Raw genomic sequence first — 21,448 nt, forward strand, 5'->3', positions numbered from 1 at the left:
CTGGAGCGGACATCTGTGGGAGCTGGCTTGCCTGCGATAGCTGCGCCGCGGTGTCACTTAATGACCGAGGCGCCTGTATCGCAGGCAAGCCAGCTCCCACATGGACCGCGTCCAGGCAAAGGGCGCTGTATTTCATACGGGACAAACAACAAGGGGGCGAATCTTCATCCGCCCCCTGTGTGTCCGCTTATTCCTGCGGTTCTTCTTCGTCTGCGGCAGCGTCGAGGGTTGGCTCGTCAACGTTGTCATCGCCAGCTGCGATCACCTCGCCTTCAAATTCCTCACCTTCGAGTTCTTCACCTTCGACTTCCGAAGGCTCCTGCACACGCTCCAGGCCGACCAGTTTTTCGTCCTTGGCCAGCTTGATCAGGGTCACGCCCTGGGTATTACGGCCCAGGCTCGACACTTCCGCCACACGGGTACGCACCAGGGTGCCCTGGTCGGAAATCAGCATGATCTCCTCGCCATCGAGCACCTGCACCGCGCCGACCAGACGGCCGTTGCGGTCGTTGCTGACCATGGCGATCACGCCCTGGCCGCCACGCTTGTACTCCGGGAACTCACTGATGGCGGTACGCTTGCCATAACCACGCTCGGAAGCGGTGAGGATCTGGCTGCCTTCTTCCGGGATCAGCATGGAAATCAGCTTCTGCCCTTCCGGCAGGCGCATGCCGCGTACACCCCGGGCGGTACGGCCCATGGCACGCACGTCGGATTCCTTGAAACGTGTGACCTTGCCGCCGTCGGAGAACAGCATGACTTCGCGCTCGCCATCAGTGATGGCTGCGGAAATCAGCACGTCGCCTTCATCCAGCTCCAGGGCGATCAGGCCCACGCTGCGTTGACGGCTGAAGGATTCCAACGGGGTCTTCTTCACGGTACCTTTGGCGGTGGCCATGAAGATGAAGTGGCCTTCGGTGTATTCCTCGACCGGCAGCATGGTGGTGATGTATTCATCACTGTCCAGCGGCAGCAGGTTGACCAACGGACGGCCACGGGCAGCGCGGGAGGCTTCCGGGATTTCGTAAGTCTTGAGCCAGTACACCTTGCCCTTGCTGGAGAACAGCAGCAGCGTGGTGTGGCTGTTGGCGACCAGCAGGTGAGCGATGTAGTCCTCATCCTTCACGCCGGTAGCCGATTTACCTTTACCGCCACGACGCTGGGCCTGATAAGCAGCCAGCGGCTGGGTCTTGGCATAGCCGCCGTGGGAGATGGTCACCACGCGCTCTTCTTCCGGGATCATGTCACCCAGGGTCAGGTCCAGGCGCGCATCGAGGATTTCGGTGCGGCGCACGTCGCCGTATTCGGCGCGGATCACTTCCAGTTCTTCGCGGATCACTTCCATCAGGCGCACGGCGCTGCTGAGGATGCGGATCAACTCGCCGATCTGGTTGAGGATCTCCTGATACTCGGCCAGCAGCTTCTCGTGCTCCAGGCCAGTCAGGCGGTGCAGGCGCAGTTCCAGGATGGCCTGGGCCTGTTCTGGCGACAGGAAGTACTTGCCTTCACGCAGACCGTATTGCGGGTCCAGGGTCTCGGGGCGGCACGAGTCGGCGCCAGCGCGCTCAACCATCGCGACCACGGCGCTGGATTCCCAAGGTGTGCTGATCAGCGCTTCCTTGGCTTCCGACGGGGTTGGCGAGGCCTTGATCAGGGCGATCACCGGGTCGATGTTCGACAACGCAACCGCCTGGCCTTCCAGGATATGGCCGCGCTCGCGGGCCTTGCGCAGTTCGAACACGGTACGGCGGGTCACTACTTCGCGACGGTGACGCACGAAGGCTTCCAGCAGGTCCTTGAGGTTCAGGATGCGCGGGCGGCCGTCGATCAGGGCAACCACGTTGATACCAAACACGCTTTGCAGCTGGGTCTGGGCGTAGAGGTTGTTGAGGATCACCTCGGGCACTTCGCCGCGGCGCAGCTCGATGACCACGCGCATACCGTCCTTGTCGGACTCGTCGCGCAGCTCGGTGATGCCTTCCAGCTTCTTCTCTTTAACCAGCTCGGCGATCTTCTCGATCAGGCGTGCCTTGTTCAGCTGGTAAGGGAGTTCGGTGATGACGATCTGCTGGCGGCCACCGACCTTGTCGATGTCTTCGATCATCGAGCGGGCACGCATGTAAATGCGCCCGCGGCCAGTGCGGTAGGCTTCGATGATGCCGGCGCGACCGTTGATGATCGCGGCGGTCGGGAAGTCCGGGCCCGGGATGTATTGCATCAGCTCATCGACGGTCAGCTCAGGGTTGTCGATAAGGGCCAGGCAACCGTCGATGACTTCACCGAGGTTGTGCGGCGGGATGTTGGTGGCCATGCCCACGGCGATACCGCTGGAACCGTTGACCAGCAGGTTGGGAATCTTGGTGGGCATGACAGCCGGGATCATTTCGGTGCCGTCGTAGTTCGGCACCCAGTCCACGGTTTCTTTATGCAGGTCGGCCAGCAGCTCGTGCGCCAGCTTGGTCATGCGCACTTCGGTGTATCGCATGGCCGCGGCGTTGTCGCCGTCCACCGAACCGAAGTTGCCCTGGCCGTCTACCAGCAGGTAGCGCAGGGAAAACGGCTGCGCCATCCGAACGATGGTGTCGTACACCGCAGTGTCGCCGTGAGGGTGATACTTACCGATCACGTCACCGACAACACGGGCAGATTTCTTGTACGGCTTGTTCCAGTCGTTACCCAGCTCGCTCATCGCGAACAGCACACGCCGGTGCACGGGCTTCAAGCCATCGCGCGCATCAGGCAGTGCCCGACCGACAATTACGCTCATCGCGTAGTCGAGGTAGGACTGTTTCAGCTCGTCTTCGATATTGACCGGGAGGATTTCTTTGGCCAGTTCGCCCATGAGAAGCCTGATTCCTTTTTCGGGTGAAACCTCGTCACATCCATTCGGGACGAACGAAGCTCGCCGCTGCCGGCACGGTGCCTGACAACGACTTACGACAAATCAACGAGTTATGACACGGATCTGCACGTTATAGGCAACCCCTCGGGGCAGCCCTGGAAACCGCCGGATGTTATCACAATCGCCGCCACGCACCTATCCCCCTGATGCGCATGGAGGCTAGTAATTTGACGGATGACAGGCTTGAAGGGGACGAGAGGGGCTCAGAGGCGCGATGGTGGTATTTTTTGAGGATGGATCCAGCAGTTTTATTGACCTTAACGGCCAATCGCAGGCAAGCCAGCTCCCACCTTTGATTTGTGAATACAGTTAAAGGTGGGAGCTGGCTTGCCTGCGATGGCGCCCCCACAGGCACCCACACACTCAATGCAGCCGCTTACGGCACATCAACTTGGCCAGTTTGGCAGTGTCTGGCCGCTCGACAATGCCTTTTTCGGTGACGATCACGTCAATCAGGTCCGCAGGCGTCACATCAAATACAGGGTTAAGCGCCGCGATATCCAACCGCTGCCCATCAACCTCAAGCAACTCACCCATATCGCGCTGCTGCAGCGCAACATCCTCCCCCGTAGCCATCATCAAATCGAGGGTCGAACTTGACGCCACCACCATAAAGCGCACGCCATGGTGCATGGCACAGACGGCCAGTTGATAAGTGCCGATCTTGCTGACCACATCGCCATTGGCCGCAACACAGTCAGCACCCACCACCACCCAGGTCACGCCTTTGGTCTTGAGGATATGCGCGCCCGCGGAGTCGGCATTCACCGCCACCGGGATGCCCTGGCTCGCCAACTCCCACGCCGTCAGACGCGAGCCTTGCAGCCATGGACGGGTTTCATTGACATAGACCTGCTCGACCAACCCCTCCAGATACGCCGCGTGAATCACCCCGAGGGCTGTGCCAACGCCGCCGGAAGCCAACGCGCCGGCATTGCCATGGGTAAGGATCGCCTGGGCATTGCCCTGATGCTTGCGAATCCGCTCCATACCCAACTGGGCCATGACCACATTGGCTTCCCGATCACTCTCATGGATCGCGACGGCTTCGGCCTCCAACACCACCAGCGGGTCGGCGTCCTGCTTGAGGCGATCCAGGCGGTCGCGCATGCGCTGCAAGGCCCAGAACAAATTCGATGCGGTCGGCCGAGTGTGGGCCAGCAAGGCGTAGTCTTCTTCCCACGCGGCCTGCCAGTCACCGCCCTCGGCGATGCGCTCGCGGGCGGCGAGCACCAAGCCATAGGCAGCGCAGATGCCGATGGCCGGTGCGCCCCGCACCACCATGGTGCGAATGGCGTCAGCCACCGCTTCAACGGTACCGCAGGCCACCCAGTGCTCCCGGGACGGCAAAACACGCTGGTCGAGCAGGTGCAGCGCGCCATCACGCCATTCGATGGCCTTCACGTTCTCTGCAGCCAACAGTCGGTCGCGCATCCCTTACCCCGCACTCATGAACAAAAGCCGCCGATTATAGCGATCCGCCAGCCGGGACGCTCGGGTATACTTCGCCCTTCTTTTATAGCTGCCTGGGAAGAAGCCTGCGATGACCTCCACTGCCGCCCCGCTCGACTTGTTGCTGCTGCCGACCTGGCTGGTACCCGTCGAGCCCGCTGGGGTGGTGCTCAAGGAGCACGGCCTGGGTATCCGCGATGGCTGCATTGCCTTTATCGGGCCACGGGACGCGGCGTTGAAGCTGGCGGCGCAAGAGGTGCGTGAACTGCCCGGCATGCTGCTCAGCCCCGGCCTGGTCAATGCACACGGCCATGCAGCCATGAGCCTGTTCCGCGGCCTGGCCGACGATTTGCCACTGATGACCTGGCTGGAAAAGCACATCTGGCCCGCCGAAGCCAAGTGGGTCGATGAAGCGTTCGTGCGTGACGGTACCAACCTGGCCATTGCCGAGCAGATCAAGGGCGGCATCACCTGCTTCTCGGACATGTATTTCTACCCCAAGGTCGCCAGTGACTGCGTGCACAACAGCGGTATGCGTGCGCAGATCGCACTGCCGATCCTCGACTTCCCGATCCCCGGCGCCAGCAGTGCCGACGAGGCGATTCGCCAGGGTATCGAGCTGTTCGGCGACCTCAAGCACCACCCGCGCATCAAAATCACCTTCGGCCCCCACGCGCCCTACACCGTGTGCGATGCCAACCTGGAAAAGATCCGGGTGATCGCCGAAGAGCTGGACGCCGTGATCCATATGCACGTTCACGAAACTGCCTTTGAAGTGCAGCAAGCCGTCGAGCAGACCGGCGAGCGGCCATTGGCGCGCCTGGCTCGCCTTGGCCTGCTGGGCCCGCGCTTTCAGGCCGTGCACATGACCCAAATCAGCGAAGACGACCTGGCTTTACTGGTAGAAAGTAACACCAGCGTCATTCACTGCCCGGAATCGAACCTGAAACTGGCCAGCGGCTTTTGCCCGGTGGAGCGCTTGTGGCAGGCTGGCGTCAACGTGGCCATCGGCACCGACGGCGCTGCCAGCAACAATGACCTGGATTTGCTCGGCGAAACCCGCACGGCGGCGATGCTGGCCAAGGCCGTGGCCGGCTCGGCCACTGCGCTGGATGCCCACCGCGCCCTGCGCATGGCCACACTCAACGGCGCCAGGGCGATGGGCCTGGACAGCCAGATTGGCTCCCTGGAAGTCGGCAAGGCGGCAGACATCGTCGCTTTTGATCTTTCCGGGCTGGCGCAACAACCGATCTACGATCCGGTCTCACAGCTTATATATGCCACCGGGCGCGATTGCGTGAAACACCTTTGGGTTGCCGGCAAGCCATTGCTCGACGACCGGCAATTGACCCGCATGGATGAACAACAGTTGACCGCCACGGCCATTGCCTGGGGCCAACGCATCAGCGGGCACAGCGAATAACGACGCGGCTGAAGCCTTGGGTTCAGCCGCGACACACTGACTTATCAGATTCAGAGGATTCACCATGAGCAACGTCGATCACGCCGAAATCGCCAAGTTTGAAGCCCTGGCTCACCGCTGGTGGGACCGCGAGAGCGAATTCAAACCCCTGCACGATATCAACCCACTGCGGGTCAACTGGATTGACGAGCGCGTCAACCTGGCCGGCAAGAAGGTGCTGGACGTCGGTTGCGGCGGCGGCATCCTCAGCGAAGCCATGGCCCAGCGCGGCGCCACCGTCATGGGCATCGACATGGGTGAAGCGCCGCTGGCCGTGGCCCAGTTGCACCAGCTCGAATCCGGGGTGAGCGTGGAGTACCGCCAGATCACCGCCGAAGCCCTGGCCGAGGAAATGCCCGAGCAGTTCGACGTGGTCACCTGCCTGGAAATGCTCGAACACGTGCCGGACCCGTCCTCGGTGATCCGCGCCTGTTTCCGTATGGTCAAGCCCGGCGGCCAGGTGTTCTTCTCCACCATCAACCGCAACCCCAAGGCTTACCTGTTCGCGATCATTGGCGCCGAATACATCATGAAGCTGCTGCCGCGTGGCACCCATGATTTCAAGAAATTCATCCGCCCTTCCGAGCTGGGTGCGTGGAGCCGCCAGGCCGGGCTGACCGTCAAGGACATCATCGGCCTGACCTACAACCCGCTGACCAAGCACTACAAGCTGGCCAACGACGTTGACGTCAACTACATGATCCAGACCCTGCGCGAGGAGTAAGCCTGTGAAGTTGCGAGCGGTTCTCTTCGACATGGACGGTACCCTGCTGGATACCGCGCCGGACTTTATCGCCATCTGCCAGGCCATGCGCGCCGACCGCGGCCTGGAACCGATCAACCCGCAGCACATCCGCGATGAAATCTCCGGCGGTGCCCGGGCGATGGTTGCCGTGACCTTCTCGATGGATCCTGAATCCCCAGGCTTTGAAGAGCTGCGCCAGGAATTCCTGGAGCGCTACCTCAAGGACTGCGCGGTGCACAGCAAACTGTTCGACGGCATGGCCGAACTGCTGGAAGACATCGAGAAAGCCAAGCTGATCTGGGGCGTGGTCACCAACAAGCCGGTGCGCTTTGCCGAACCGATCATGCAGCGCCTGGGCCTGGCCGAACGCTCGGCCGTGCTGATCTGCCCGGACCATGTGAAAAACAGCAAGCCGGACCCGGAGCCGATGATCCTGGCGTGCAAAATGCTCGACCTGGACCCGGCCAGCGTGCTGTTCGTGGGCGATGACCTGCGCGACATCGAATCCGGCCGCGACGCGGGTACGCGCACGGCGGCGGTCACCTATGGCTATATCCACCCGGATGACAACCCCCGCCACTGGGGCGCGGATGTGGTGGTGGATCACCCGCTGGAATTGCGCAAGGTGCTGGATAACGCGCTGTGCAGTTGCTGATTGTTCGAAGATCTCAACAACGCTGAGATCAATGTGGGAGCTGGCTTGCCTGCGATAGCGGCCTGCCAGCCAGCACATCTGGCGGCAGTTAGTCCGCCATCGCAGGCAAGCCAGCTCCCACAGGAAATGGATTCCACTTCAAGTGGTGTATCACCTTGAATTTTGTCGAGGCTATTTATGTTTGATTACTCTGCACCGCCAGAACTGCTCAAAGGCCGGACCATCCTGGTAACCGGCGCCGGTCGCGGGATTGGCGCGGCAGCGGCGAAGACCTATGCCGCCCATGGCGCCACCGTGCTGTTGCTGGGCAAGACCGAAGCCAACCTGGCCCAGGTGTATGACGAGATCGAAGCCGCGGGCCACCCACAGCCGGTGGTAATCCCGTTCAACCTGGAGACCGCCCTGCCCCATCAATACGATGAGCTGGCAGCGATGATCGAAAAGGCATTCGGCCACCTCGACGGCCTGTTGCACAACGCCTCGATCATCGGCCCGCGCACGCCCATCGAGCAGTTGTCCGGCGAGAATTTCATGCGGGTGATGCACGTCAACGTCAACGCGATGTTCATGCTGACCAGCACTTTGCTGCCGCTGCTCAAACTGTCCCAGGACGCGTCGGTGGTGTTCACCTCCAGCAGTGTCGGGCGCAAGGGCCGTGCTTATTGGGGTGCCTATGGCGTGTCCAAGTTCGCCACCGAGGGGCTGATGCAAACCCTGGCCGATGAGCTGGAAGATGTGGCCGCAGTGCGCGCCAACAGCATCAACCCGGGCGGCACCCGCACCAGCATGCGCGCCCAGGCGTACCCAGGGGAAAACCCGATGGAAAGGCCGGCGCCGGAAGAGATCATGCCGGTGTACCTGTACCTGATGGGACCCGACAGTGCCGGCATCAATGGCCAGGCCTTCGATGCGCAATAAGCCCTGACACACCGCAAAACAAAGGTGGGAGCTGGCTTGCCTGCGATAGCGGTGGTGAATATTCCATCGCCATCGCAGGCAAGCCAGCTCCCACATTGCGTTGTGGTGTAGTTAAAAACTCAGTTTTTGACCACTTCCTCAAGGGTGAAGCGCCCCAACGGGTTCTGCAGGAAGTTGCTTATGTTCTTGCGTGAGATGTTGATGTACGGGCTGTAGTACAGGTCAATCCAGTTCACATCCTGCTTGGCCAGTTTCTGCAACTCCACATACATTTGCTCACGCTTGGCCGGGTCTGCCTCGATCCGCGCGGCCGCCACCAATGCCTTGACCTGGTCGTTCTTGTAGCGGGTCATGTAGTTCTGGTTGGTGTCGTGGCCCAGTACGAAGGTGGTTTTCTGGTCGGGGTCGAGGATGTCGTTGGTCCAGTACATCACCGAAATATCGTATTCACCGTCCACCAGCATCTGCCAGCTTTGGGTGGGGTCGACTTTCTGCAGGTTGGCGGTCACGCCGACCTTGGCTAGCTGGTCCTTGATGATCACCGCGATCTGCTCGTCGGCCTCGTTGCCGGCGTTGACCACGTAGTTGAGCTTCAAATCCTGGGCACCCGCAGCGGCCAGCAGCTTCTTGGCTTCGGCCGGGTCGTACGGGCGTTGCAGGTTGTTGGCGTAGTGGTACAGCGAGCCCTTTGGAATGTAGGAATAAGCCACGGTGCCTTGACCGTAAGTGACGGCTTTGACCAGCGATTGCTTGTCGATGGCCATGTCCAGGGCCTGGCGCACTTGCGGCTTGGCCAACAAGCCGTGCTCGTGGTTGATCAACAGGTGATCTTCACGGGTGGACGGGTCGGCGTGGATCACCACGTTCTGGTCTTTCTTCAGCTCTTCCACGCGGGAGAACGGTACAAAGATCGCCGTGTCGAGTTCGTTGTTCTGCACCATGCGCATGCGCGTGTTGTCATCGGTCACCGACACCCATTCCACGCCGTCCAGGCTCACGCTGCCGGCCTGCCAGAAATTCGGGTTTTTCTTCAGGATCACGCGGTCGCCCTTGCGCCACTCGTCCACGGTAAACGCGCCGGACGTCACCGGGTTTTCCGAGTAGGCGTCTTCGCCCATCTTGGTCATGGCTTTTTCCGACAGGATCGACACCGTCGGCGACGCCAGTTGCGAGAGGAAGGCCACAGCCGGGGTTTTCAGGGTGACCACCAGGGTCTTGGCATCGCTGGCCGTGGCGGTGTTGATCAGGCTGAACGGGTCGCTCCACAACGAGGCCTTGTTGTCGCGGATGCGCAGCAGGCTGAACGCGGCGTCGGCGGCAGTGATCGGCGAGCCGTCAGAGAACTTCGCCTCGCGCAGCTTGAAGGTGTAGGTCAGGCCATCCTTGGAAATGTCCCAGCTTTCGGCGAGGCCCGGTTCCATCTTGGTGCCCAGGTTATCCACGCGCACCAGGGTGTCGTAGACGTTGGCAAATACCCAGGTGTCGCGGTTTTGCGCGCTTTTGATCGGGTCGAAAGTGGTGCTGTCTTCACGGCAGCCGATGGTGAGCACACCGGCGGCATGGGCCAGGCCGGCGGTCAGCGACCAGGCCGTGAGGGTAGCGGCGGCGAGCAATTTCAAGTGGCGCGAGTGCATATCACAACTCCTTGTTAATGAATGGCAGAGGGTCAAAGCAAAGGGTCTTCAAGCACGCAACTGTACCGATGCTCGTGCTGGAAATGGGTGGGGGGCAATACCGAGGAACACATGGCTTGCGCATACCGGCAACGCGGGTGAAAGGCACAGCCTGTCGGCAGATTCAGCGGGCTCGGCGGTTCGCCGGGCAATGGCTGCGCAGGCAATGGCCGGTGCGGATCGATCTCCGGGATGGCCTGGATCAGCGCCGCCGTGTACGGGTGACGGGGCGCGGTGAACACCGCTTCCACCGGGCCCTCTTCGACGATCTTGCCCAGGTACATCACCGCCACGCGGTCGCATAGGCGCCTTACGATGGCCAGGTCATGGGCGATAAACAGGATCGCCAGGTTCATACGCTGTTGCAGTTCCAGCAGCAGGTTGATGATCTGGCCCTGGATAGACACATCCAGCGCGGCCACACATTCATCGGCAATGATCAGGCGCGGCTCCACTGCCAGCGCCCGGGCGATACCCACGCGCTGGCACTGACCACCACTGAGCGAGCCGGGCTTGCGTGAAGCCAGCTCAGGACGCAAGCCGACCAGTTCGAGCAACTCATTCACACGATCAGGAATCTGCTGCGCCGCCACCTTACGCTGCACACGCAGTACCTCGGCGATGGTTTCGCCAATGCTGTGCCGTGGATTGAGCGCGGCGTAGGGGTCCTGGAAAATCATCGCGGTCTCATGCCGCAGCCGGGCGATGTCGATGGCACTGCCATGGGCCATGTCGATACCGTCGAACAACACCTGCCCTGCGCTGATCGGGTTGAGGTGCAGAATGGCCCGGCCCAGGGTGCTCTTGCCACTGCCGGACTCGCCCACCAAACCCAGGGTTTCACCGGCGGCGAGGTTCAGCGACACCCCGTTCACCGCCCTCACCCACTGGCGGTTGAGGCCAAACAGGCCGCTGCCGGACGCGGCAAAGCGTACTTCCAGATCCTTGACCTGTAACAGGCTCATGGGCGCGCTCCCAACGGGTAGTGACAGGCCACGCGTGCGCCCTGGGGCAGCAACTCGGTGCACAAGGCGCCGGCCTGCGGGCAGCGCGGGTGGAAGCGGCAGCCGTCGGGCAGTGCGTCGAGTAACGGCGGCTGGCCAGCAATGGTGCGCAACAACGCATGCCCGCTGCTGTGGGCCGGCTGGCAGTCGATCAGGCCTGCGGTATACGGATGTTGCGGTTGGGCCAGCAGTTCGTATTTGCTGCCGTGCTCGCACAGGCGCCCGGCATACATCACGGCGATGGCATCGCAGGTTTGCGCCACCACGCCCAGGTCATGGGTGATCATGATGATCGACAGGCCACGCTGGTCGCGCAGGTCGAGCAACAGCCGCAGGATTTGCGCCTGCACCGTCACATCCAGGGCCGTGGTCGGTTCGTCGGCGATCAACACCTTCGGGTTGCAGCCCAGGGCCACGGCGATCATGGCGCGCTGGCGCATGCCACCGGAAAACTCATGGGGGTAGTTGTCGACCCGCGCCTGCGGGTCGGGAATCCCGACCTGACGCAATACCTCGATCGCCTGCAAGCGCGCGTCTTTTTTCGACGCGCCTTGGTGCAGGCGGATGCCCTCGGCGATCTGCTCACCGATGCGCATCAACGGGTCGAGGTGGCTGCTGGGGTTCTGGAAGACCATGCCCAACTGCCCGCCGCGCACGGCACGCATGCCGGCATCATCCAGTGCCAACAGGTCCTGGCCGGCCAACTGCACAGCGCCGCCCTGCACGCGCAGATTGGGCGATGGCAACAGACGCATCAGGCCGCGACAGGCCATGGTCTTGCCGGAACCGCTCTCGCCCACCAGGCCAAGGATTTCACCTTCGGCCAGGTCGAAGGACACCCGATCCACCAAGGTGACCTCACGCCCGGCGTTGTTGGCGATCACACTGAGGTCGCGCACCTGCAACAGGCTCATGAGCGCTCTCCCAATACCTGCGCAACACCATCGGCCAACAGGCTGAAGCCCATGGCCAAGGTCACGATGGCCAGGCCCGGAAAGGTGCAGATCCACCAGGCGGTGGTGATAAAGGCTTGCCCCTCGGCCACCATCGTCCCCCATTCGGCGGTCGGTGGTTGCACCCCCAGGCCCAGGTAACTGACGGCGGCGCCGTTGAGCAGCACCAGCACCGCGTCGGACATGGAAAACACAATGGAGCCAAACAGCGCATTAGGCAGCAAATGCCGGAACAGAATGCGCCCATGGCCAAAGCCCAGGCTCTTGGCGGCCAGGGCGAACTCGCTTTCCTTGAGCACCAGGATCTGCGAGCGAATCAGGCGCGCGTACGACACCCAGCCCACCAGCGCCATGGCGATATAAAAACTCTGCAAGCCCGGCCCGAGGATGGCCATGATCGCCAGCATCAGCACCAGGAACGGGAACGCCAGCACCACATCGATCACACGCATGCAGACACTGTCGAAACGCCCGCCGATATAACCCGAGACCGCACCGATAAAGGTGCCAATGATGAACGGGAAGATCACCCCGATAACCGCCAACTGCAGGTCGATGCGCGCACCCCAGATCACCCTCGACAGGATGTCCCTGCCGTAATTGTCCGTACCCAACGGATGGGCAAGGCTGGGGGCCAGCAAACTCATGCTGGTGTCCTGCGCGATAGGGTCATAGGGCGCGACCCACGGCGCAAACAGCGCCAGGGCCAACCACGCGAACAGGATCAACAAACCCCATGCGGCGGTCAGCCGGCCATTGCGAAAACCAAAGCGCAGGCGCAAGCGCCACGGGGCAATCAATGGGCGGCTGCTCATTGCATCTTTACCCGTGGGTCGAGGGCCACCGTCACCAGGTCGGCCAGGAAGTTGACCACCACCGTGGCACAGGCCAGCACCATCGCCACACCCTGCACCACCATGTAGTCACGGGTGAAAATGCCGCGCACCAGCAACTGGCCGATGCCTGGAATCGCGAACAGGCTTTCGATGACCACCGTGCCGCTGATCAGCCAACCGATGTTGACCGCCAGCAGGTTGACCGCCGGCACCAGAGCGTTGGGCAGTACATGCCGGCGAAACACCGCGCCTTCCGCCAGCCCGCGTGCACGTGCGGCGGTGACGTGATCCGCCTGCAACTCCATCAACATGCTCGCCCGCAGGTTGCGCACCAGCACCGCCGACAGCGCCAGGGCGATGGTCAGGCATGGCAAAAGCATGTGGTGCGCCTTATCCAGCCAAGTGCGCCCGTAACCGGACACCGGGAACAAGCCCCATTTCACGCTGAGCAGCAGGATCAGCATCAACCCCAGCCAGAACGCCGGCATGCCCAGGCCGACCGTGGTGAACACGCGGATCAGCTTGTCCGCCCAACGGCCTTGCTGGCGCGCCGCAATCGTTGCCAGTGGCACCGCTATCAACAAAGCGAGCACCACGCTGCCCAGCACCAGCACCAGCGTCGGCTCGATGCGGGTGACGATCAGTTTGAGGGCGTCGACCTTGTACAGCAGCGATTGGCCGAGGTCGCCCTTGAGCAGGTTTTTCAGGAAGTAAAAGTATTGCAGCCACAAGGGCTGGTCGAGGCCGAACTGGGCGCGGATCTTCAGCAGCGCATCCGGCGTGCTGCGCGCACCCAGCAAGGCACGCGCCGGGTCGCCAGGAATCGAGCGCACCAACACGAAGGTGATCAGGCTGATGCCCAGCAGCACCGGCAGCAATTGCAGGGGCCGGGACAACACAAAACGGTAGCGCGCCAGGTTCATGCGTCAGCCTCGGTGGCGAGCGAGAAAGTCCAGCAGCACCGGGAAGTACGCCTGTGGCTCCTCGTAAAAAGGCATATGACTGCTGTTGGGGAACACATGCAACTCGGCGTGGGGGGCTGCAAGTTTCATGCGCATCGCACAGGCGGGGGTGAGTTCATCATGCTGGCCGGTGGTGATCAGGATCGGCATCGTGAACTCGGCCATTTCCTTGAGGCGGTTCCAGTCCTTGAGGTTACCGATATAGAGGAACTCGTTGGGACCTTGCATGGTTTCGTACGGCCCCATGTTCCAGTCGCCCAGGGAGCGCTTGACCGGCTCTGGCCATTCGTCGAGCCGGCACACGTGGCGGTAGTTGAGCAAGGTGATGGCGGCCTGGTACTGCGGGTGGTCGAGGGTGCCCATGGCTTCGTGGCGTTGCATCATGGCCACGGTTTCGCTGCCCAGGGCGCCGCGCAGACGCTCCAGTTCCTGGGACAGGTGGGGAATGTCGCCGACGGTGTTTTCCAGGATCAGGCTTTTGAGCGCACCGGGATAATGCACGGCATATTCGATCCCCAGCCAACCGCCCCAGGAATGCCCGAGCAGATGCACGCGGCCCAGGCCCAGCGCCTGGCGCACGGTCTCGACTTCTTCGACATAACGGCGGATTTCCCACAGTGAGGCATCGGTCGGTCTGGCTGATGCGCCCGTGCCAAGCTGGTCGAATGCAACCACTCGCAGGTTATGTGCTTTGAGCCAGCCATGGGCGTCGCGCAGATAGTCACACGGCAGGCCCGGCCCGCCGTTGAGACACAGCAGCACCTCATCGCCTTCGCCAAAGCTGTAGACCACGAGGTTATGGCCGTCGACTTGCACGTTGTACTGCTGGTCGGGGGCAATTTCACGCCACATGCATACATTCCTTGTGTTGTATCGGCCTGGCGGGTAGCGGCCGTTTATCAGGTCAACACTACCGAGGATGCCGTGCGTCCATAACCTAGTATTTCTTATAGGTTTGGCCTGGCAGTCCTTCGCCGGGGCGTGGCATTCTACTTGCAGCAAGTCGAGATTCAAATGAATTCGGGAGCAGAACGGATGCTGGCCAAGCTGACCGCCTTCAATAATCGCCTCATACCGGGCAGGAGCCTGGATGAACAGATGGACAATACGTTTATCCTTGCCCAACAACTGGGCTTCGATGCCCTGGTGTATGACTACACCCCGGTGCCCATCGACCTCAACGGCGCACTGATCACGCCCTCGCTGTTGCAACTGCGCAACACACCGAGCGATTGGCACGCCTTATGGTGCAGCGAAGGGTTTTACCAGATCGACCCGGTGCAACACCTGGCGCTGAGCACAGTGTCGCCGTTTGTCTGGTCCTATGAGGCCAAGACTGAGACGGCCCTGCAAAAGATCATCGACCCCTGCCACGCCCCCGTTTCTTCTTATCTGCATGAGCGTCAGCTGACCTGCGGCGTCAGCGTGCCGATTCATCTGCCCCGGGGCGGCTTCGCCTCGCTGACCGGGTTGCGCACCGGCAAGGCGCGCACGGTATTGAAGGACGCCCAACATACGCTGGCCGATTTCAGCCTGATTACCCATGCCCTCCAGGAAGCGGCGTACCCGCTGTTCAGCAAGGAGGTGCGGGCTTATCCGCACATACGCCTGACCAAGCGCGAGCGCGAATGCCTGAAATGGGCGGCTGAAGGCCTGACCGCCGCCGAAATCGCCTCGCAATTGAGCCGCTCCCTGGCGGTGGTCACTCTGCACCTGGCCTCGGCCATGCACAAACTGGGCGCCAAGAACCGTGTTCAGGCCGTGGTTCGCGCCACCCACTACCGCTTGCTGGAAGGTTGAGCTTTCGGCAAAAACCTATCTGTTTTGCTAGTTACCTAAACTTTTTGTTCAGACTATCGTAACCCTGATCCTTTTTTTCAGAGCAGGGTACGAAATGGAATTCATCGAAAAAGTTCGCGAAGGCTACGCGCCCTTTGGCGCCTATCAGACCTGGTATCGCGTCACCGGCGACCTGACCACAGGCCGTACGCCCTTGGTGATCATCCATGGCGGCCCGGGCTGCACCCACGATTACGTCGACGCCTTCAAGGACGTCGCCGCCAGCGGCCACGCGGTCATCCACTACGACCAGTTGGGCAACGGCCGGTCCACGCACTTGCCGGAGAAAGACCCGTCGTTCTGGACCATCGGCCTGTTCCTCGACGAGTTGAACAACCTGCTGGACCACCTGCAAATCAGTGAGAACTACGCGATCCTCGGTCAATCCTGGGGCGGCATGCTTGGCAGCGAACACGCGATCTTGCAACCCAAGGGCCTGCGCGCGTTTATCCCTGCCAACTCCCCCACCTGCATGCGCACCTGGGTCAGCGAAGCCAACCGCCTGCGCAAGCTGTTGCCTGAAGGCGTGCATGAAACCCTGCTAAAGCACGAGCAGGCCGGCACCTACCAAGACCCGCAATACCTGGCGACCTCACGGATTTTCTATGACCAGCATGTGTGCCGGGTCAACCCGTGGCCCGAAGAAGTGGCACGCACCTTCGCCCAGGTGGATGCCGACCCGACGGTGTACCACGCCATGAGCGGCCCGACCGAATTCCACGTGATTGGCAGCTTGAAGGACTGGAATGTGATCGGCCGCCTGTCAGCCATCAAGGTGCCAACCCTGGTGATTTCCGGTCGACATGACGAAGCCACACCGTTGGTGGTCAAGCCATTCCTGGATGAGATATCGGACGTGCGCTGGGCACTGTTTGAAGACTCCAGTCACATGCCCCATGTGGAAGAGCGCCAGGCGTGCATGGGGACGGTGGTGAAGTTTCTGGATGAGGCGTGTTCGTTGCCGCACAAAGCCCTCAAGGCCGGCTGAAATCCGCCCTCTGTAGGAGCGAGCTTGCTCGCGAAAAACTATCAGACGCCGTGTTTATTCAGAAAGCACGCGTCATCGTTGACGTTTTTCGCGAGCAAGCTCGCTCCTACCTGTTTAAACCTCAGTGGTTTCGGGTTTTGCGGCTTTCTTTGAGGTATCTGCTACCAGGGGAATTTCCTTGCCCTCGGCATCAAACAACTTCCCACCCCGGTAGTAATCCCCATCGCGCAACGCAGCCACGTCGCGAAAGCACAAGCTGCGCTCAGTCCCCGCCACAAACACTGACTGCTGGTCCGAGTTGCCGGCGGTGAAGTGGTTGAACGCCAGGTTCAGCAATATCGCCATGATTGCCGACGAGCTGATGCCCGAGTGGAAGATGGTCGCGAACCAGCTTGGGAACTGATCGTAGAAGCTCGGCGCGGCGATGGGAATCATGCCGAAGCCGATAGACGTGGCGACAATGATCAGGTTCATGTTGTTGCGGTAATCCACCTTGGACAGCGTGCGAATCCCGCTGGCCGCCACCGTGCCGAACAATACAATCCCGGCGCCGCCCAACACGGAGGTGGGCACGGCCGCGATCACCCGCCCCATGAACGGCAACAGGCCGAGCACCACCAGGAACACCCCGCCAGTGGCCACCACAAACCGACTCTTGACCCCTGTCACCGCCACCAGGCCGACGTTCTGGGCGAATGCGCTCTGGGTAAACGAACCGAAGATCGGCGCAAACATGCTCGACAACATGTCGGCACGCAGGCCGTTGCCCAGGCGCTTGGAGTCCACCTTGGTGTCGATGATCTCACCCACCGCCAGGATGTCCGCCGACGTTTCCACCAGCGTCACCATCACCACGATGCACATGGAAATGATCGCCGCCACATGGAAGGTGGGCATGCCGAAGTGAAAGGGTGTGGGGAAACCGAACATCGGCCCCTGCATGACGCCAGAGAAGTCCGCCATGCCGAGCAGCACCGCGATCACGGTGCCGATCACCATGGCCAGCAGGATCGACAAGCGAGAGATCGTTGCGCTGCCGATCTTGCTCAGCAGCAGCACCAGCACCAGGGTCAGCGCGGCCAGGCCGATGTTGGACATGCTGCCAAAATCTGCCGCCCGGCTGTTGCCACCCATGGCCCAGCGCGCCGCTACAGGCATCAGGGTCAGGCCGATGGTGGTAATCACAATGCCCGTCACCAGCGGCGGAAAAAACTTGGTGATCCTTGAGAACACCGGGGTAATCAACAAACCGATAAAGGACGCGGCCATCACCGCCCCGAGAATCGCTGGCACACCACCGGCACCGTCGCTGCCGACAATCGCCACCATGGTCGCCACACCCGCGAACGACACGCCCTGCACCAGCGGCAACTGACAGCCGAAGAACGGCAGGCCCAGGGTTTGCAAAAGCGTGGCCAGGCCACCGGCAAACAGCGATGCAGCGATCAGCAGACCGATATCCGCCGGCGACAACCCGGCTGCCTGGCCGACGATCAACGGCACGGCGACGATGCCGCCATACATGGTGAGCACATGCTGCAGGCCGTAAGCCATGTTGGCGGCGACGCCCAGATTTTCATCTTCGGGCCGCTGCGGTGACGCCTTCGGGATAGTCATGGTGAGGGGTTCTCTGTTTTTGTTGTGCGCTCACTGTATGCAATGTTCAGACTGTATGTCCATAGAGTTGTATACAATCAATCGAACAAGATACCCTCCAACGGCGTTACAAAAACAATCCGGCCGTCACGAGCCAGAACGCCAAAGGACAAAAATAATGAAAAAGGCACTACAGGGCGCCACCGTCGCATTGACCCTTCTCGGCGGCGGGGAGGCTGTTGCGGTGGAATGGATGAACAACAGCGTCGGGTTCCGCTACGGGCAGCACTTCACCAACCCGAACAACCCCGACGACTTCAGCAAGCGCATCTACAGTTTTACCCACGCCAGCGGCTACCGTTACGGCAGCAATTTCCTCAACCTCGACGTATTCCTGTCCGACAGCAGCGACCCGCGCAAAGGCACCGACCACGGTGGCAGCGAGGTGTACGCCGTGTACCGGCATCAGCTGTATGCCTCACGCGTGTTCGACTTGCCGCCGGGCACGGGGCTGATCAAGGATTACGCGCTGACCCTGGGCTTCGACGCCAACCGCAACAACAACTTCGCTTCCGCCAAGAAGCGCGCCTTGGTGATTGGCCCTACGTTGAAGTTCAACACTGTCGGCGTGCTGGACCTGAGCCTGATGTACTACAAGGAAAAGAACCACACCGGCATTCCCGGCGCGCAAGAGTCGAACCACACCTTCGACGCTACCTACATGCTCAACCTGACCTGGATGCGACCGTTCGAGGTGGGCAACCATGCGGCAAAATTCCAGGGGTTTATCAATTACGTCGGGGAGAAAGGCGAGGACTACCATGGCCGCGATACGGCAGCGGAGGCCTTGATGCGTACAGCGCTGATGGTGGCGGTGCGACCAGGTAAAAGCGTGAAGCCGAACCTGTACCTGGGGGTGGGGTATGAGTACTGGCATAACAAGTTCGGGGTGGACGGCGGCCGTGGCAGCCGCACCTCAACACCGACGCTGAACATGGAAGTGACGTTCTGACTGAAGAAGCAGGCTTTTTGTAGGAGCGAGCTTGCTCGCGAAAAACTCACCGACGCCGCGTTCATTCAGAAAGCCCGCGTTATCGTTGACGTTTTTCGCGAGCAAGCTCGCTCCTACCAGTTTGATCGTATTGTCAGCTCAGGCGTTGGCCAGTTCGGAAGAGTTGCCCTTCGGCCGTGCCAGCCAATAGCCCAACACCGCCAGTGGCGCCGTCGCCAGCATCACAATCACCGTGATCAACAGTGGTTGCTCGATCATCGACGACACCAACAGGCTGGCCACGAAGCACAAGCCCAATTGCAGGGTATTTTGCAGGGCCGCCGCCTTGCCGGAATTTTCCGCAAAGGGCATCAGCGCATTCGCCACCACAATCGGGTAGCTGGCGCCGTTGCACAGCGCCATCAGGCAGAACGGGATCAACAAGGTGGTCAGGGTCGGCACACTCAAGGTGGCCACCAGGTACAACGCCACCATGCTCAAGCAATAGGCGACCAGCAACCATGGCAGCAGGGTTTTACCCGGCAGGCGCTGCAAGGCGCTGCGGCAACTGTAGCCGCCAACGAGAAACGCCAGGGTCGGCAGCACGTAGCTGAGGCCAATGTCATTCGGGCTGTAACCCATGCCACCGAGGATGAACGGCGAGGCGGTCAGCCAAGCGAAGAAGCTGGCCGAACAGGCGGCGAAGATCATCACATTGCCGGTAAACACCCGAGAAGTGAGCAATTGCCCAAACCCCAGGCGCACCGGGCTGCCCTTGTGCTCCGAACGCTTGGGCACATTGCGCAGGAACAAGGTCGGCAACAACAGCAACAACGACACCACCAGCAACACGCCGAAGATCGCCTGCCAGCCAAAGTGATTCAGCACCATGGCGCCCAACAGCGGTGCCAGGGCCGGCGATAGCGACATCAACGGCATGATGCTGGCGAAGACGCGGTGAGCCTTGTCGGCCGGGTAGCGATCAATCACCAAGGCCTGCCAACTGACGGCGGCGGCACACACGCCAATCGCCTGCATAAAGCGCAGGGCCAGCAGTTGCGGCGCGCTCTGAACCCAGAACATGCCCAGGCAACCGAGCACAAACAGGCTCAGGCCCGCGATCAGAATCGGCTTGCGCCCCAGGCGGTCCGAGAGCGGCCCCCACAGCAACTGCCCCAGCGCAAAGCCGGCAAGGAAAATACTCAAGCTGGCGCCCACCGCGCCAGCACCAATGTTCAACTGCTCGCCCATGGCGCCAAACGCCGGCAAGTACATGTCCATGGCGAGATAACCGAGCATGCTCAGCCCCGCCAGATACCAGGTAAAACCAAAAGAATTTTTCATCGAAGCCTTGTAGATACTGCCATCAAACTATTTGCTGACTGGCGCCCATTATGAAGCTGACAATATCTGTGTGAAGCGATAATAATTGGACACTCTTATCAATAATTTTGAAGGCAGTACCTATGTGGTCGGAATATTCCCTGGATGTGGTGGACGCCGTCGCCCGTCACAGCAGCTTCAGCGCCGCCGCCCAGGAACTGCACCGTGTACCGTCGGCCATCAGCTACACCGTGCGTCAGCTCGAAGAATGGTTGGCCGTGCCGCTATTTGTGCGTCGGCATCGCGACGTGGAACTGACCCCTGCCGGCCGCCTGTTTATCGACGAAGCCCGCGGCGTGATGAAAAAAATGCTCGGCACCCGGCGCCTGTGCCAACAGGTGGCCAATGGTTGGAGCGGCCAGTTGAAGGTGGCCGTGGACTCCATCGTCAAACCCCAGCGCTGCCGGCAATTGGTGCTCGACTTCTATCGGCAGTTTCCCGAAGTGGAATTGCTGCTCGAATACGAGGTGTACAACGGCGTGTGGGATGCGTTGGCCGATGAACGCACCGACATCGTGATCGGCGCCACCAGCGCGGTGCCGGTGGCCAGCCACTTCAGCTTCCGCGACATGGGCCTGTTGAACTGGCTGTGCGTGGTCAGCGCCCGGCACCCGCTGGCGGCGGTGGAAGGTTTGCTCAGTGATGACCAACTGCGCCCCTTTGCCTCGCTGTGCATGACCGACACCTCCCGCAACCTGCCCAAGCGCGACACCTGGACCCTGGATAACCAGCGCCGCCTGGTGGTGCCCAACTGGGCGTCGGCCCTGGATTGCCTGCGCGATGGCCTGTGTGTAGGGATGGCGCCGGCCCATCAGGTGTTGCCATGGATCGAGCGCGGGGAGTTGGTGGCGCTGCAATTGAGCCGGCCATTTCCGGCCAGCCCGTCGTGTGTGGCGTGGGCGCAGAACAAACTGTCGCCGGCCATGGCGTGGTTGTTGGAGTACTTGGGGGACACCGAAACGATGAACCAGGAATGGCTGAATGGCCCCTCTTTCTGATCACTCCCACGCTGCTGATTGCTGATCGTTCCCACGCTCTGCGTGGGAATGCTGCCCTGGACGCTCCGCGTCCGCTCTTAACGCGTGACGC

Annotated in this window: 18 protein-coding genes; 8 read left to right on the forward strand and 10 right to left on the reverse strand. The window is 61.3% G+C overall.

The window, feature by feature from the left end; all coding sequences use genetic code 11:
- Nucleotides 1-187: 187 nt before the first annotated feature.
- Both gyrA and mtnA read right to left on the reverse strand, forming a co-directional pair.
- Nucleotides 188-2,842 (reverse strand): DNA gyrase subunit A, encoded by a 2,655-nt coding sequence (gene gyrA, locus BT204_RS10335; RefSeq protein WP_032892792.1) that lies wholly within the window; start codon nt 2,840-2,842, stop codon nt 188-190.
- Nucleotides 2,843-3,265: 423 nt separating this feature from the next.
- Entirely contained in the window at nt 3,266-4,336 is a 1,071-nt protein-coding gene (mtnA, locus tag BT204_RS10340; protein WP_072446748.1) for an S-methyl-5-thioribose-1-phosphate isomerase, read from the reverse strand.
- 109 nt (nt 4,337-4,445) lie between these two features.
- On the opposite strand from mtnA, the gene BT204_RS10345 reads away from it, so the two are divergent.
- The 4 genes from BT204_RS10345 to BT204_RS10360 all read left to right on the forward strand — a co-directional run bounded on the left by BT204_RS10345 (nt 4,446) and on the right by BT204_RS10360 (nt 8,134).
- The gene (locus BT204_RS10345; RefSeq protein ID WP_072446750.1) at nt 4,446-5,777 is read left to right on the forward strand and encodes a TRZ/ATZ family hydrolase; all 1,332 of its coding nucleotides are present in this window, start codon (nt 4,446-4,448) and stop codon (nt 5,775-5,777) included.
- A gap of 64 nt (nt 5,778-5,841) precedes the next feature.
- Nucleotides 5,842-6,540 carry a bifunctional 2-polyprenyl-6-hydroxyphenol methylase/3-demethylubiquinol 3-O-methyltransferase UbiG gene (gene ubiG / locus BT204_RS10350; protein ID WP_003189760.1) on the forward strand — a complete coding sequence of 233 codons (699 nt, stop codon included), beginning with the start codon at nt 5,842-5,844 and terminating at the stop codon, nt 6,538-6,540.
- A gap of 4 nt (nt 6,541-6,544) precedes the next feature.
- Nucleotides 6,545-7,216 (forward strand): N-acetylmuramic acid 6-phosphate phosphatase MupP, encoded by a 672-nt coding sequence (gene mupP / locus BT204_RS10355; RefSeq protein ID WP_034135125.1) that lies wholly within the window; start codon nt 6,545-6,547, stop codon nt 7,214-7,216.
- Between the two features lie 177 nt (nt 7,217-7,393).
- Nucleotides 7,394-8,134 (forward strand): YciK family oxidoreductase, encoded by a 741-nt coding sequence (locus BT204_RS10360; RefSeq protein WP_003189758.1) that lies wholly within the window; start codon nt 7,394-7,396, stop codon nt 8,132-8,134.
- A gap of 119 nt (nt 8,135-8,253) precedes the next feature.
- On the opposite strand, the gene BT204_RS10365 is transcribed toward BT204_RS10360, so the two are convergent.
- Genes BT204_RS10365 through BT204_RS10390 form a run of 6 tightly spaced genes read right to left on the reverse strand, consistent with a single transcriptional unit; the run spans nt 8,254 to nt 14,414 of the window.
- Entirely contained in the window at nt 8,254-9,768 is a 1,515-nt protein-coding gene (locus tag BT204_RS10365) for an ABC transporter substrate-binding protein (protein ID WP_054898619.1), read from the reverse strand.
- Between the two features lie 32 nt (nt 9,769-9,800).
- Nucleotides 9,801-10,772 (reverse strand): ABC transporter ATP-binding protein, encoded by a 972-nt coding sequence (locus BT204_RS10370; protein ID WP_057975716.1) that lies wholly within the window; start codon nt 10,770-10,772, stop codon nt 9,801-9,803.
- Nucleotides 10,769-11,725, reverse strand: a complete 957-nt coding sequence (locus tag BT204_RS10375; RefSeq protein WP_057975715.1) for an ABC transporter ATP-binding protein — start codon at nt 11,723-11,725, stop codon at nt 10,769-10,771. Before BT204_RS10375 ends, BT204_RS10370 begins: the two co-directional genes overlap by 4 nt.
- The gene (locus BT204_RS10380) at nt 11,722-12,579 is read right to left on the reverse strand and encodes an ABC transporter permease (protein WP_054898622.1); all 858 of its coding nucleotides are present in this window, start codon (nt 12,577-12,579) and stop codon (nt 11,722-11,724) included. The genes BT204_RS10375 and BT204_RS10380 overlap by 4 nt, the downstream gene beginning before the upstream one ends.
- Entirely contained in the window at nt 12,576-13,523 is a 948-nt protein-coding gene (locus tag BT204_RS10385) for an ABC transporter permease (protein ID WP_072446751.1), read from the reverse strand. The genes BT204_RS10380 and BT204_RS10385 overlap by 4 nt, the downstream gene beginning before the upstream one ends.
- A gap of 3 nt (nt 13,524-13,526) precedes the next feature.
- Complete coding sequence (locus BT204_RS10390) at nt 13,527-14,414, reverse strand: proline iminopeptidase-family hydrolase (RefSeq protein WP_034126678.1); 888 nt, start codon at nt 14,412-14,414, stop codon at nt 13,527-13,529.
- A gap of 183 nt (nt 14,415-14,597) precedes the next feature.
- Between BT204_RS10390 and BT204_RS10395 the strand changes: the two genes are divergently transcribed.
- Both BT204_RS10395 and BT204_RS10400 read left to right on the forward strand, forming a co-directional pair.
- A complete protein-coding gene (locus BT204_RS10395) occupies nt 14,598-15,362 on the forward strand; it encodes a LuxR family transcriptional regulator (RefSeq protein WP_034126677.1) in 765 nt (254 codons plus the stop codon).
- Nucleotides 15,363-15,456: 94 nt separating this feature from the next.
- Nucleotides 15,457-16,389, forward strand: coding sequence for a proline iminopeptidase-family hydrolase (locus BT204_RS10400; protein ID WP_057975713.1), 933 nt, complete (start codon nt 15,457-15,459; stop codon nt 16,387-16,389).
- 114 nt (nt 16,390-16,503) lie between these two features.
- Here BT204_RS10400 and BT204_RS10405 read toward each other — a convergent pair whose 3' ends face one another.
- Nucleotides 16,504-18,006, reverse strand: coding sequence for a nucleobase:cation symporter-2 family protein (locus BT204_RS10405; protein WP_032892803.1), 1,503 nt, complete (start codon nt 18,004-18,006; stop codon nt 16,504-16,506).
- Between the two features lie 157 nt (nt 18,007-18,163).
- On the opposite strand from BT204_RS10405, the gene BT204_RS10410 reads away from it, so the two are divergent.
- Nucleotides 18,164-18,997 (forward strand): hypothetical protein, encoded by an 834-nt coding sequence (locus tag BT204_RS10410; RefSeq protein ID WP_034126675.1) that lies wholly within the window; start codon nt 18,164-18,166, stop codon nt 18,995-18,997.
- A 138-nt stretch (nt 18,998-19,135) separates the two neighbouring features.
- Here BT204_RS10410 and punC read toward each other — a convergent pair whose 3' ends face one another.
- Nucleotides 19,136-20,320 carry a purine nucleoside transporter PunC gene (gene punC, locus BT204_RS10415; RefSeq protein WP_054919792.1) on the reverse strand — a complete coding sequence of 395 codons (1,185 nt, stop codon included), beginning with the start codon at nt 20,318-20,320 and terminating at the stop codon, nt 19,136-19,138.
- Between the two features lie 122 nt (nt 20,321-20,442).
- Here punC and punR point away from each other — a divergent pair, with 122 nt between their 5' ends.
- Entirely contained in the window at nt 20,443-21,357 is a 915-nt protein-coding gene (gene punR, locus BT204_RS10420) for a DNA-binding transcriptional activator PunR (RefSeq protein ID WP_054919795.1), read from the forward strand.
- Nucleotides 21,358-21,448 lie beyond the last annotated feature (91 nt).

It is taken from the genome of Pseudomonas sp. NFPP02, assembly GCF_900119355.1.
In the GTDB taxonomy this organism is placed as follows: domain Bacteria; phylum Pseudomonadota; class Gammaproteobacteria; order Pseudomonadales; family Pseudomonadaceae; genus Aquipseudomonas; species Aquipseudomonas paracarnis.

Coding starts and splice junctions, on each gene's coding strand:
- gyrA (WP_032892792.1), bottom strand. CDS start 2,842: ATGGGCGAACTGGCCAAAGAAATCCTCCCGGTCAATATCGAAGACGAG.
- mtnA (WP_072446748.1), bottom strand. CDS start 4,336: ATGCGCGACCGACTGTTGGCTGCAGAGAACGTGAAGGCCATCGAATGG.
- BT204_RS10345 (WP_072446750.1), top strand. CDS start 4,446: ATGACCTCCACTGCCGCCCCGCTCGACTTGTTGCTGCTGCCGACCTGG.
- ubiG (WP_003189760.1), top strand. CDS start 5,842: ATGAGCAACGTCGATCACGCCGAAATCGCCAAGTTTGAAGCCCTGGCT.
- BT204_RS10360 (WP_003189758.1), top strand. CDS start 7,394: ATGTTTGATTACTCTGCACCGCCAGAACTGCTCAAAGGCCGGACCATC.
- BT204_RS10365 (WP_054898619.1), bottom strand. CDS start 9,768: ATGCACTCGCGCCACTTGAAATTGCTCGCCGCCGCTACCCTCACGGCC.
- BT204_RS10370 (WP_057975716.1), bottom strand. CDS start 10,772: ATGAGCCTGTTACAGGTCAAGGATCTGGAAGTACGCTTTGCCGCGTCC.
- BT204_RS10375 (WP_057975715.1), bottom strand. CDS start 11,725: ATGAGCCTGTTGCAGGTGCGCGACCTCAGTGTGATCGCCAACAACGCC.
- BT204_RS10380 (WP_054898622.1), bottom strand. CDS start 12,579: ATGAGCAGCCGCCCATTGATTGCCCCGTGGCGCTTGCGCCTGCGCTTT.
- BT204_RS10385 (WP_072446751.1), bottom strand. CDS start 13,523: ATGAACCTGGCGCGCTACCGTTTTGTGTTGTCCCGGCCCCTGCAATTG.
- BT204_RS10390 (WP_034126678.1), bottom strand. CDS start 14,414: ATGTGGCGTGAAATTGCCCCCGACCAGCAGTACAACGTGCAAGTCGAC.
- BT204_RS10395 (WP_034126677.1), top strand. CDS start 14,598: ATGCTGGCCAAGCTGACCGCCTTCAATAATCGCCTCATACCGGGCAGG.
- BT204_RS10400 (WP_057975713.1), top strand. CDS start 15,457: ATGGAATTCATCGAAAAAGTTCGCGAAGGCTACGCGCCCTTTGGCGCC.
- BT204_RS10405 (WP_032892803.1), bottom strand. CDS start 18,006: ATGACTATCCCGAAGGCGTCACCGCAGCGGCCCGAAGATGAAAATCTG.
- BT204_RS10410 (WP_034126675.1), top strand. CDS start 18,164: ATGAAAAAGGCACTACAGGGCGCCACCGTCGCATTGACCCTTCTCGGC.
- punC (WP_054919792.1), bottom strand. CDS start 20,320: ATGAAAAATTCTTTTGGTTTTACCTGGTATCTGGCGGGGCTGAGCATG.
- punR (WP_054919795.1), top strand. CDS start 20,443: ATGTGGTCGGAATATTCCCTGGATGTGGTGGACGCCGTCGCCCGTCAC.